Here is a 10,907-nt window from a genome sequence, read left to right as displayed (position 1 = left end):
CCGGACATATGGACGCAAGCGATCGAAAACGACGCAAAACAACCGTTGCAGGCAGGGCGCCGTCCACATATGGATCCTAGGGTCTGCGCAGGCCGCTTCGCGGCTGCTCCGCCCTAGGATGACGAAGGCATGGGGGGCCCCGCTAGCCCCAACGGGGAGAGGAGGGAGTTCATCCCGCTCAATCATCATAGCTGTGCCCTGCCCTCAGCCCGTCGCGCACGCGTGCCGCGATGGCCAGGAACTCCGGCGTCTCGCGGATATCGAGCGGTCGCTTTTTCGGCAGCGTCGATTCTATGACGTCGCTGACACGCCCCGGGCGCGGCGACATGACGATGATGCGCGTCGACAGATAGACCGCCTCGGGGATCGAATGGGTGACGAAGCAGATAGTCTTGTTGGTGCGCTCCCAAAGCTCCAGCAGCTGTTCGTTGAGGTGATCGCGCACGATCTCGTCCAGCGCGCCGAACGGCTCGTCCATCAACAAAAGGTCGGCGTCGAAGGCGAGCGCCCGCGCGATCGAGGCGCGCTGCTGCATGCCGCCCGAAAGCTGCCAGGGGTATTTCTTCTCGAAGCCGCTGAGATTGACAAGGTCGAGGGTTCGCTTGATGCGCGCCGCCTGCTCCGCCCTGGACAGGCCCATGATCTCCAGCGGCAGTGCCACATTGCGCTGGATGGTGCGCCACGGATAAAGTGCGGCCGCCTGGAAGACATAGCCATAGGCGCGGCTCTGGCGCGCCTGCTCGGGCGTCATGCCGTTGACGGAGATGGCTCCCGATGTCGGCTTCTCCAGATCGGCGATGACGCGCAGCAAGGTCGTCTTGCCGCAGCCGGAGGGCCCGATGAAGGACACGAATTCCCCCTTGCCGATCGTCAGGTCGACATTCGACAGCGCCTGTACCGGACCATCATTGGTCTGGAAGGTCAGGCCAAGCTTGCTTGCCGAAACAACGGCTGGGGATACTCCCGTCATCGGCCGTAGCCTGTCGCTTCCGGCCACTGCGGCGCCGGCCGGAATCCCATTGATTTTACCCAGATGTTGCTTTCCACTCGCCCAGTCCTACTCGCCCCAGTTCTATGCGCCCCAGTTCTACGCGCCCTTGTCCCATCAGATAGACGCCCGGAGTTGCCCCGATGTCGCCCAAACCGACTTGCCATCTTATCCGCCCTGAAAGCTCTTATGAAGGCAAGCAGGGCCTGAGTTATTTCGCCGGTATCGCCGCCGAAACAGTCGGCTCGTCCGGCATCTGCATGCATCTGCTGACCATGCCGCCGGGTGCCCGCGCCAAGGCGCATATGCACGAAAACCATGAAACCGCGATCTATGTGCTCTCCGGCGAAGTCCATACCTGGTATGGCGACCGGCTCGAACAGCATATCGTGGTCAAGGCCGGCGATCTTTTCTATATTCCCCCCGGCGTGCCGCATCTGCCGGCCAATCTGAGCGACGGCCCCGCCTCGGCGGTCATTGCCCGAACCGATCCCAACGAACAGGAAAGCGTCGTCCTGCTGCCGGAACTGGATGGGTTGGTCGCCTGACGCCGGCATCGAGGCGGCGGTCGTCATCGGCACCGTCACGAACATGATTTCAGCGGCCCGATCTCCTCAAGGCCGGGAATGGTCACGAAGAAACCGTCCCCTCCTCTGTTGATGACCTTGACGACATCCGTGGTCGTGCCCTTCTCGCCCTCGGCGAAACAGGTGGAGCTCAACAACAGGGTGCCAGGCGCCGTCGTCAGTCGCTGTGCGAACTGGCAGCCGCTGCCATAGGTTTCGACGCCGTCGGCGGTCAGCACGACATAATCGTCGCTGTCCTGATAACCGAGCCGTACACCAGCGCAACCGACCTCATTGCCAAAGGAGCCGGCAAGGACGTCAGCCGCCGCCGGCCCGGCGCCAAGGATCACTGCGGCCATTGAGATAATCGCTCCGTGGCTCGCCAAGCTCAAACGCCCGTCGCCGGAATGCCCGTCCGTTCCACCTTGCGCGGCGCGGAAATTTCCTTCCACGTCGACAGCGCCCGGTTGACCGCCGCGTTCGGCTCGCGAGCGACGAACTCGCCATGGCCGGGCTTCGCCTTGACCTCGTTTTCCTCGATCGACAGTTCGCCGCGCGAGAAGACGAAGCGCGGCAGGCCGGTTACCTCAAAACCTTCGAAGACATTGTAGTCGATCACCGACTGCTGCTTCTTGGCCGTGATCTTCTTCTTGCGCTTCGGGTCCCAGACGATGATGTCGGCGTCCGCGCCTTCGACGATGGCGCCCTTCTTCGGATACATGTTGAGGATCTTGGCGATGTTGGTCGAGGTCACCGCGACGAACTCGTTCATCGTCAGCCGGCCGGTGTTGACGCCGGTCGTCCACAGCACCGGCAAACGATCCTCGAGCCCGCCCGTGCCGTTCGGGATCTTGGTGAAGTCGCCGACGCCGTTGCGCTTCTGTTTGGTGGTGAAGGCACAATGGTCGGTCGCCACCACTTGCAGCGACCCGGCCTGCAGGCCGGCCCACAGCGAATCTTGGTGCAGTTTGTTGCGGAAGGGCGGGCTCATCACCCGGCGCGCCGCATGGTCCCAGTCCTTGTTGAAATATTCGCTCTCGTCCAGCGTCAGGTGCTGGATCAGCGGCTCGCCGAATACCCGCATGCCTTTCTGGCGCGCCCGGCGGATGGCTTCGTGCGCCTGCTCGCAGGAGACATGCACGACGTAGAGCGGCACGCCGGCCATGTCGGCGATCATGATGGCGCGGTTGGTCGCCTCGCCTTCGACTTCAGGCGGGCGCGAATAGGCGTGCCCCTCCGGGCCGCTGTTGCCCGCCGCCAGCAGCTTCTGCGACAGCGCCGCGACCACGTCGCCATTCTCGGCATGGACCAGCGGCAGCGCGCCAAGATCGGCACAGCGCTGGAACGACGAATAGAGCTCGTCGTCATCGACCATCAGCGCGCCCTTGTAGGCCATGAAATGCTTGAACGAGGTAATGCCCCTGTCGACGACGGTGGCCATCTCGTCGAACACCTGCTTGCCCCACCAGGTGATCGCCATGTGGAAGGAATAGTCGCAGGACGCCTTCGAGGTCTTGTTGTCCCACATCTGCAAGGCCTCGAGCAGTGATTGCTGCGGCGCCGGCAGGCAGAAATCGACGACCATGGTCGTGCCGCCGGCAAGGGCCGCGCGGGTACCGGATTCAAAGTCGTCGGCCGAATAGGTGCCCATGAACGGCATTTCGAGATGGGTATGCGGGTCGATGCCGCCCGGCATCACATAGCAGCCGCTGGCGTCGAACTCATGGTCGCCATGCAGATCCGGCCCGATGCCGATGATCTTGCCGTGCTTGAACAGCACATCGGCCTTCCACGTCCGGTCGGCGGTGACGATGGTGCCATTCTTGATGACTTTGGACATTTTGTTGTTCCCTTATTCTCTTCGCGCTTCTTGTGAGCGCCTTGCTTGATCAGGTCGGTTCAGCGTCGAGGAACCCTGAACGGCCTCTACATGACTCCAACTTCCCGCAATATCTCCTCGACGCAACCATCGAAGGAATTTGCCAAGTCTCCAGTCGAAAACCTGAGCACACGATAGCCCTGTCGGCCAAACCATGCATCACGTATGCGGTCCTTCTCCATTTGCTCCGGCATAAAGTGATGCTCTCCATCCACCTCGATGACGAGGTTCTTCTCGTGCAGAACGAAGTCCGCAATGTAAGGCCCAATCGGCGCCTGCTTCCTTGCATGTAACCCGTAGAGGCGACGGAACTCCTTCAGCTCGGACCAGAGCTTACGCTCGCCCTCTGTCATGTTCCGGCGCAACATTCTTGCACGTTTGATGGCGGCTGGATCGATCGCGGTCGGTGCCAAGACGAGTACCCCCACCCTCAATTCCTCCCCACAAGGGGGAGGGAGGCTTGGTGCCGCGCTGTCACAGCTGAACCCATCAAAGCTTTCGCCATAGAAAAAGACGTCGGCATTGCTAGTCCCCCTCCCCCTTGTGGCAGGGCAATCGCATTTGGATTCTTACGAAGATGGACCCCCACCCTAACCCTCCCCACAAGGGGGAGGGAACGCTGCCGCCCGCCCTTACTTCTCCTTTTGGCGCCGAAAGGCAGGCAATTTGCCGAGGTCAGTGCCAACGGAAGTCTCCCTCCCCCTTGTGGGGAGGGGTTAGGGGTGGGGGTACGGCGCCAACATCTCACCCCACAATCCCCGCCGTGTCCACCACCGCATGGAACAGCACGTCGGCGCCGGCCGCTGCCCATTCCTTGGTGATTTCCTCGGCCTCGTTGTGGCTGAGCCCGTCGACACAGGGGCACATCACCATTGCGGTGGGTGCGACGCGGTTGATCCAGCAGGCGTCATGGCCGGCGCCCGAGACGATGTTGCGATGCGTATATCCCAGGCGCTCCGCCGCATCCCGCACAGCCTTGACGCAGCCCGCGTCGAAAGTGACCGGATCGAAATGGCCGACCTGATCGATTTGATATTTGATGTCGAGCGCGTCGCAAATTGTGTCGATGCCGTCGCGGATGCGGCCGTCCATGGCGTCCAGCACCTCCTTTTCCGGCGAGCGGATGTCGATAGTGAAGACGGTGCGCCCGGCAATGATGTTACGCGAGTTCGGATAGACCTCCATATGGCCGACCGCGCCGACGGCGTCGGGTTGGTAGTCCATGGCGATCTCGTGCACCAATTCGATCACCCGCGCCATGCCGAGCCCGGCATTGCGCCGCTTCGGCATCGGCGTCGAGCCGGTATGCGCCTCCTTGCCGGTCAGCGTCACCTGCAGCCATTTCAGTCCCTGGCCGTGGGTGACGACACCGATGTCGATGCCCTCGTCCTCGAGGATCGGGCCCTGCTCGATATGCAATTCGAAGAAGGCGTGGATCTTGCGCTCACCGACTTTCTCGGTGCCCTTCCAGCCGATCCGTTCGAGCTCCTCGCCGAATTTCTTGCCGTCCTTGTCGACATGTGAATAGACGTCGGCCTGGTCGAGCACGCCGGCGAATACCCCGGACGCCATCATCGCCGGCGCAAAGCGGGCGCCTTCCTCGTTGGTCCAGTTGGTGACGACGATCGGATGCTTGGTCTTGATGCCGAGATCGTTGAGCGAGCGCACGACCTCCAGGCCGCCGAGCACGCCGAGCACGCCGTCATACTTGCCGCCGGTCGGCTGGGTGTCGAGATGGCTGCCGACATAGACCGGCGGCAGGCTGGGGTCGGTGCCTTCGCGACGGGCAAACATCGTACCCATCTCGTCGACGCCCATTTCGAGCCCCGCCTCATCGCACCAGCGCTTGAACAGATGCCGCCCTTCGCCGTCCTCGTCAGTAACAGTCTGGCGATTATTGCCGCCGGCAATGCCGGGGCCGATCTTCGCCATCTCCATTATCGAATCCCACAAACGGTCTGAATTGATCCGCAGATTCTCGCCGGGGGCGGCCATATTCTAAAACCTCATTGGTTGCGCGGCGTCGAGGGGGAGGGAAAGCTGCACCTGGTTCAATCCACGGCCCTCAGCACTTCGCGCACATGGTCGATCAATTCGTTGATCTGGCCTTTGGTGATGATCAGCGGCGGCGACAGCGCGATGATGTCGCCGGTGGTGCGGATCAATGCACCGCGCTCGAACGCCTTGACGAAAGCCGAGAAGGCCCGCTTCGTTGGCTGGCCGGCGATCGGCGCCAGCTCGATCGCGCCGATCAGGCCGATGTTTCTGATATCGATGACGTTCGGCTCGCCCTTCAGCGAGTGCAGCGCGTCCTCCCAGTACGGCGCCAGTTCCTCGCCGCGCGTCAGCAGCCCTTCTTCCTTGTAGGTGTCAAGCGTGCCCAGCGCTGCCGCGCAGGCGATCGGATTGCCCGAATAGGTGTAGCCGTGGAAGAACTCGATCATGTGCTCGGGGCCGGTCATGAAGGCGTCGTGGATTTCCTTCTTCACGAACACCGCGCCCATCGGGATGACGCCGTTGGAGACGCCCTTCGCCGTGGTCATGATATCCGGCGTGACGCCGAAATAGTCGGCGGCAAACGGCGTACCGAGACGGCCGAAACCGGTGATGACTTCGTCGAAGATCAGCAAGATGCCGTGCTTGGTGCAGATCTCGCGAAGCTTCTGCAAATAGCCCTTCGGCGGCAGGATGACGCCGGTGGAACCGGCAACCGGCTCGACGATGACGGCGGCGATGGTCGAGGCGTCGTGCAAGGCGACGATGCGCTCCAGCTCGTTCGCCAGTTCCGCGCCATGCTCCGGCACGCCCTTGGTGAAAGAGTTCTTTTCCGGCAGATGCGTGTGGGGCATGTGATCGACGCCGCCGAGCAGCGTGCCGAACATCTTGCGGTTGGTGACAATGCCGCCGACGGAGATGCCGCCGAAATTGACGCCGTGATAGCCGCGTTCGCGGCCGATCAGACGGGTGCGCGAGCCCTCGCCTTTGGCGCGGTGATAGGCGATCGCCATCTTCAGCGCGGTCTCGACCGATTCCGAGCCGGAATTCGTGAAGAACACATGGTCCATGCCCTTCGGCGCGATGTCGACCAGCCGGTTCGCCAGCTCGAACACGATCGGATGGCCCATCTGGAACGCCGGCGCATAGTCGAGCTCGGCCGCCTGGCTCTGGATCGCCTCGGTGATCTTCGGGCGGCAGTGGCCGGCATTGACGCACCACAGGCCGGCGGTGCCGTCGAGCACCTTGCGCCCGTCGCTGGTCGTGTAGTGCATGTCCTTGGCCGACACCATCATGCGCGGCGCCTGCTTGAACTGCCGGTTTGCCGTGAACGGCATCCAGAATGCACTGAGATCGTTCGGCGTGACTTTCAGCCGGTTGGACATGACCGAGACTTCCCCTTGTAACTTGTTTCGGTGCGGCTAACGCCTGGTCTTTCCAACTTGGTCTTCGCGACGTTTTCGTGCTACGCAAATTTTTGACCGGTTGGACAAACGTTAGCACCGCCTTATCAGCGGTCAAGGGATTACTAGCGGAAATGCGGCTTTCGAAGTGCGCTCCACAGGGCGGAGAAAAACTGGTCCAGAGAATTGGTCCAGACACTCCTCGCAGCGAAGGTTTTTCGAGGTGACGGGTGCGGTCGAAAGCTCTGCTCCTCGCCGCACCCGCATCCAGATGGAAAAGCGCGAGCTCATCCTCGAGGCGGCGCTCGAAGTCTTCTCGACCAACGGTTTTCGCGGCTCGACAATCGACCAGATCGCTGAAGCCGCCGGCATGTCGAAGCCGAACCTGCTCTATTATTTCCGCCGCAAGGAGGACATCCACAAGACGCTGATGCAGCGGCTTCTCGACACCTGGCTGGCGCCGCTGCGCGAACTCGACGATATCGGCGACCCCTTGACCGAACTGCGCAGCTATATCAGGCGCAAGCTCGAAATGGCGCGCGATTTCCCGCGCGAGAGCCGGCTGTTCGCCAACGAGATCCTGCAGGGCGCGCCGCGTATCATGCCGATGCTGGAAGGCGAGTTGAAGACGCTGGTCGACGAGAAGGCCAATGTCATCAAGGGCTGGATGCGCGCCGGCAAGATTGCCCGCACCGACCCCTGGCACCTGATCTTCTCGATCTGGGCGACGACGCAGCATTATGCCGATTTCGACGTGCAGGTCCGCGCCGTGCTCGGCCCTGACCGCGGCGGCGACGGCCGCTTCGAGGATGCCGCAAGGTTTCTCGAGCAACTGTTCATCGACGGGCTGAAGCCGAAGGGCTGAGGCAGCTCGGCTGTCGCAAACCTCCCCCATTGCTTCGTCATCCTGGGGCGCAGCAAGGAGCGGAGCGACGCAGCGCAGACCCCAGGATGACGAAGTTGGGCTCACGCGCTGCGCCGCTCGGCCGGCAGCGCATCGAGCAGCTTCTGCAGCTTGGCGATCGAGTTCTGCTCGGCGAGCGGCGTGTAGACGATCAGCTTCATGTCCGAGCCGTCGTCGATCGACAGGCTCATATGCTCGAACGCCATGGCACCCGCTGTCGGATGCCTGACATGCTTTACACCCGACAGGTTACGGGCCACGTCGCGTAGCGGCCACCAGGCGCGAAACTCCTGGCTCGAGCGCGTCATCAGCGCGATCAGCCGCTCGAAATCCGGATCGCCGACATATCTGGCGCTTTCTGCCCGGAATGACGCCAGCACGGCACGTGCCAGTTCCTCCCAATCAACGAGCAGGCGCCGATGCTGCGCGCTGGTGAAAACCATATGGACGATGTTGCGGGCATCGCCCTCCAGCAGGCCATAGTCGCCGAACACGGCTGCCGCAGCAGAATTCCAGGCCAGCACGTCCCAACGCCGCCCAAGGACATAGGCCGGCTGCAGGACCAGGCTCTGCAGCATGTGCAGCAACGGGCTATCGACTTTTTCCGGCGCGTCGACGCGACGCTCCGGCTGCGGGCGGCCGGCAAGAATGAACAGATGCCGTTGCTCGGCCGTGTCCAGGCGCAGCGCCCGGCTGAGCGCCGTCAGCACTTCCACCGACGGCCGAACGTCGCGGCCCTGCTCCAGCCAGGTGTACCAGGTCGTGCCGACGCCGGCGATCATCGCCACCTCCTCGCGCCGCAGCCCGGGCGTGCGCCGGCGCAGGCCGGTCGAAATGCCGGTGGCCGAAGGCGTCAGCCTTTCGCGCCGCGAGCGCAGAAAGGCGCCAAGCTCGCGGCGACGGCTGCCTTCGGCAGAATGCGTGGTGGAATCCATCGGCGCTATTATAGCAGTACCGATACCAGGATAAAGTTTGAACTGTTTGGCATGCGTCTGGTGTCCCATCTTTCTGCTCAGAGCGATGACATGGAGGCTCTGAACATGGAACTGAAAGACAAGACGATCCTGATTACCGGCTCAACCGACGGCGTCGGCCGCGTTGTCGCGCAACGGCTCGGCGCCGGCGGCGCCCGCATCCTGGTGCATGGCCGCGACGCGACAAGGGGCAAGGCGATCGTGACCGAGATCGAAGCCGCCGGCGGCAAGGCCGAGCTTCTTGTCGCCGATCTCTCCTCCCTGGCCGAGGTCCGCCGCCTCGCCGAAGCCGTCCGCGCCAGGACCAAGCGGCTCGATATCCTCATCAACAATGCCGGCGTTGGCACCGCCGGCCCCAACGCGAAACGGCAGGTCAGCGCCGACGGCTACGAGCTGCGCTTTGCCGTCAACTACCTCGCCGGTTTCCTGCTCACCACGGAGCTGCTGCCACTGCTCAAGGCCAGCGCGCCGGCGCGCATCATCAATGTCGCCTCGGCCGGGCAACGGGCGATCGACTTCAGGGATGTCATGCTGACCCGCTCCTACGACGGCGTTCGTGCCTACTGCCAGAGCAAGCTGGCGCAGATCATGTTCACCATCGACCTGGCGGAGCAGCTGCACGGCACCAATGTGACCGTCAACAGCCTGCATCCGGCAAGCTACATGAACACCACGATGGTGCGGCAGGCGGGCATCACGCCGTGGAGCTCGGTCGAAACCGGCGCCGAAGCCATCATCAACCTCGCCACATCGCCGGCACTCGAAGGGCGAAGCGGCCTCTATTTCGACGGCCAAAGGGAATCCCGTGCCGATGCACAAGCCTATGACGCGAAGGCGAGGCAGCAGTTGCGTGAATTGAGTCTCGGCCTTGTCGCGCTCGCACCCGCTTCCGCAACATCGAAGAAAGAAAATTCATGACCGAGAAAACGCAGCACGCCGTGATCGTCGGCGGCTCCTCCGGCATCGGCCTCGCCACCGCGAAAAAGCTGCTTGGCCCGGGCATGAAGGTGACTATCACCGGGCGCAACCGGGAAAGGCTCGACAACGCATGGCAAAGCCTTGGCGGCGCAGTCGAAAAGGCTGCCTTCGATGCCGCGAAGCCGGACGAGGTTCGCCGGTTCTTCAACGATCTCGGCCCTTTCGATCACCTGGTGCTGGCCGCCAGCGGCGGCAAGGGGCTCGGTCCGTTCGAAACGCTTGACCTGACTGACATCGGCGGTGGCGTCGACGAGAAGGTCCGGCCACAGCTCTCCTGCCTGCAGGCCGCCTTGCCGACGCTGAACAAGAGCGGCTCGGTGACTTTCATCTCGGCGGTGTCGGCGCAATTGTCGGCGCCGGGTGTCGCCGGCATCGCCGCCGTCAACGGCATGCTGCTGACCGTGGTGCCGATCCTGGCAATGGAGCTGAAGCCGCTACGCGTCAATGTCGTGGCGCCGGGCGTCATCGACACGCCGTGGTGGGATTTCCTGCCCGATGAACAGCGCCATGCGGTGTTTGCCGATTATGCCGGCAAGACACCGGTCGGCCGCATTGGCCGCGCCGAGGACGTCGCTGAGGCGATCGCGTTCCTGGTTTCGAACAGCTTCGTCACAGGCCAGATCCTGACCTGCGACGGCGGCTTGCGGTATGCGGCGTGAGCGGCTGCCTCCAAGAGGCATCAGTCGTTGTCAAAGCGACTGCGCGATCAGCGCCAGAAATCCTCCGGCCAGCGCGACGTTGCCGACAAAGCCGTTGATGCGGGACGCGCGCTCAGGCCCCTGATGATCCCAGAAGTTATGGAACATCGGCGTGGCGACGATCAGGAACAGGATCAGGCATGCCGCCGCCGCAGCGGTCCAGATGCCCGCGATCACCAGCGCTCCGGCAATGATTTGCAGGACGATCCCCAGCCAAAGAACCAGCCGTGCCTGCGGCACGCCGCGCGTCGTCATCAATTGGCTCACCAACGCCGCGTTCTGAATGTTGCGCAGGCCGGCAAAGACAAAGCCGCCGCCAAGCAGCAGGCGGGCGGCGAATAGGATCTCACTATCAAAGTTTGAAAACATGCTGTCGGGTCCTCGGGCAGAAAAGAGGCGCGCCGCGGGACCCCCCCCCCCCGGGGCCAGGGGCGGCGGCCCCAAAAGGTGGGGGAGGGGGGGTTTGTAGTAAAACAACACCAAAACCGGTTCAAGGTTTTTTGATGTTTGGTTTAAAAAAAA

12 protein-coding genes are annotated in these 10,907 nt (G+C 62.9%); 4 read left to right on the top strand and 8 right to left on the bottom strand.

Annotated elements, in window-relative coordinates:
- Positions 1–178: 178 nt before the first annotated feature.
- Positions 179–970 (bottom strand): ABC transporter ATP-binding protein, encoded by a 792-nt coding sequence (locus tag NKH04_RS32105; protein ID WP_352471507.1) that lies wholly within the window; start codon positions 968–970, stop codon positions 179–181.
- 161 nt (positions 971–1,131) lie between these two features.
- On the opposite strand from NKH04_RS32105, the gene NKH04_RS32100 reads away from it, so the two are divergent.
- Entirely contained in the window at positions 1,132–1,536 is a 405-nt protein-coding gene (locus NKH04_RS32100; RefSeq protein ID WP_023675871.1) for a cupin domain-containing protein, read from the top strand.
- Between the two features lie 35 nt (positions 1,537–1,571).
- Here the strand turns inward: NKH04_RS32100 and NKH04_RS32095 are convergent, their stop codons facing one another.
- From NKH04_RS32095 to aptA, 5 genes are all read right to left on the bottom strand, one after another.
- Positions 1,572–1,913: a hypothetical protein gene (locus NKH04_RS32095; RefSeq protein WP_352471506.1), complete on the bottom strand. Its 342-nt coding sequence runs from the start codon at positions 1,911–1,913 to the stop codon at positions 1,572–1,574.
- Between the two features lie 29 nt (positions 1,914–1,942).
- Positions 1,943–3,394 (bottom strand): dihydropyrimidinase, encoded by a 1,452-nt coding sequence (hydA, locus tag NKH04_RS32090; protein WP_352471505.1) that lies wholly within the window; start codon positions 3,392–3,394, stop codon positions 1,943–1,945.
- Positions 3,395–3,480: 86 nt separating this feature from the next.
- A complete protein-coding gene (locus NKH04_RS32085; protein WP_352471504.1) occupies positions 3,481–3,846 on the bottom strand; it encodes an endonuclease domain-containing protein in 366 nt (121 codons plus the stop codon).
- A 331-nt stretch (positions 3,847–4,177) separates the two neighbouring features.
- Positions 4,178–5,428 carry a Zn-dependent hydrolase gene (locus NKH04_RS32080; protein ID WP_352471503.1) on the bottom strand — a complete coding sequence of 417 codons (1,251 nt, stop codon included), beginning with the start codon at positions 5,426–5,428 and terminating at the stop codon, positions 4,178–4,180.
- Between the two features lie 56 nt (positions 5,429–5,484).
- Positions 5,485–6,813: an omega-aminotransferase AptA gene (aptA, locus tag NKH04_RS32075; RefSeq protein ID WP_352471500.1), complete on the bottom strand. Its 1,329-nt coding sequence runs from the start codon at positions 6,811–6,813 to the stop codon at positions 5,485–5,487.
- 289 nt (positions 6,814–7,102) lie between these two features.
- On the opposite strand from aptA, the gene NKH04_RS32070 reads away from it, so the two are divergent.
- Positions 7,103–7,696 (top strand): TetR family transcriptional regulator C-terminal domain-containing protein, encoded by a 594-nt coding sequence (locus NKH04_RS32070; protein WP_352453406.1) that lies wholly within the window; start codon positions 7,103–7,105, stop codon positions 7,694–7,696.
- A gap of 101 nt (positions 7,697–7,797) precedes the next feature.
- On the opposite strand, the gene NKH04_RS32065 is transcribed toward NKH04_RS32070, so the two are convergent.
- Positions 7,798–8,670 carry a helix-turn-helix transcriptional regulator gene (locus NKH04_RS32065; protein WP_352453402.1) on the bottom strand — a complete coding sequence of 291 codons (873 nt, stop codon included), beginning with the start codon at positions 8,668–8,670 and terminating at the stop codon, positions 7,798–7,800.
- Between the two features lie 105 nt (positions 8,671–8,775).
- Between NKH04_RS32065 and NKH04_RS32060 the strand changes: the two genes are divergently transcribed.
- Together NKH04_RS32060 and NKH04_RS32055 are read left to right on the top strand one after the other, a co-directional pair.
- Complete coding sequence (locus NKH04_RS32060) at positions 8,776–9,627, top strand: SDR family NAD(P)-dependent oxidoreductase (protein ID WP_352453403.1); 852 nt, start codon at positions 8,776–8,778, stop codon at positions 9,625–9,627.
- The gene (locus NKH04_RS32055; protein WP_352542903.1) at positions 9,624–10,346 is read left to right on the top strand and encodes an SDR family oxidoreductase; all 723 of its coding nucleotides are present in this window, start codon (positions 9,624–9,626) and stop codon (positions 10,344–10,346) included. The genes NKH04_RS32060 and NKH04_RS32055 overlap by 4 nt, the downstream gene beginning before the upstream one ends.
- Positions 10,347–10,376: 30 nt before the next feature.
- On the opposite strand, the gene NKH04_RS32050 is transcribed toward NKH04_RS32055, so the two are convergent.
- Positions 10,377–10,754, bottom strand: a complete 378-nt coding sequence (locus tag NKH04_RS32050; RefSeq protein ID WP_352542904.1) for a DoxX family protein — start codon at positions 10,752–10,754, stop codon at positions 10,377–10,379.
- Positions 10,755–10,907 lie beyond the last annotated feature (153 nt).

It is taken from the genome of Mesorhizobium sp. M1365 (assembly GCF_040317865.1).
Lineage (GTDB): Bacteria > Pseudomonadota > Alphaproteobacteria > Rhizobiales > Rhizobiaceae > Mesorhizobium.
This window is presented reverse-complemented; position numbering and strand designations above follow the sequence as displayed.

Excerpts from the sequence above, each read along its gene's own strand:
- NKH04_RS32080 (WP_352471503.1), bottom strand. The coding sequence starts at position 5,428 with ATGGCCGCCCCCGGCGAGAATCTGCGGATCAATTCAGACCGTTTGTGG.
- NKH04_RS32095 (WP_352471506.1), bottom strand. The coding sequence starts at position 1,913 with ATGGCCGCAGTGATCCTTGGCGCCGGGCCGGCGGCGGCTGACGTCCTT.
- NKH04_RS32055 (WP_352542903.1), top strand. The coding sequence starts at position 9,624 with ATGACCGAGAAAACGCAGCACGCCGTGATCGTCGGCGGCTCCTCCGGC.
- aptA (WP_352471500.1), bottom strand. The coding sequence starts at position 6,813 with ATGTCCAACCGGCTGAAAGTCACGCCGAACGATCTCAGTGCATTCTGG.
- NKH04_RS32070 (WP_352453406.1), top strand. The coding sequence starts at position 7,103 with ATGGAAAAGCGCGAGCTCATCCTCGAGGCGGCGCTCGAAGTCTTCTCG.
- NKH04_RS32100 (WP_023675871.1), top strand. The coding sequence starts at position 1,132 with ATGTCGCCCAAACCGACTTGCCATCTTATCCGCCCTGAAAGCTCTTAT.
- NKH04_RS32065 (WP_352453402.1), bottom strand. The coding sequence starts at position 8,670 with ATGGATTCCACCACGCATTCTGCCGAAGGCAGCCGTCGCCGCGAGCTT.
- NKH04_RS32105 (WP_352471507.1), bottom strand. The coding sequence starts at position 970 with ATGACGGGAGTATCCCCAGCCGTTGTTTCGGCAAGCAAGCTTGGCCTG.
- NKH04_RS32050 (WP_352542904.1), bottom strand. The coding sequence starts at position 10,754 with ATGTTTTCAAACTTTGATAGTGAGATCCTATTCGCCGCCCGCCTGCTG.
- hydA (WP_352471505.1), bottom strand. The coding sequence starts at position 3,394 with ATGTCCAAAGTCATCAAGAATGGCACCATCGTCACCGCCGACCGGACG.
- NKH04_RS32060 (WP_352453403.1), top strand. The coding sequence starts at position 8,776 with ATGGAACTGAAAGACAAGACGATCCTGATTACCGGCTCAACCGACGGC.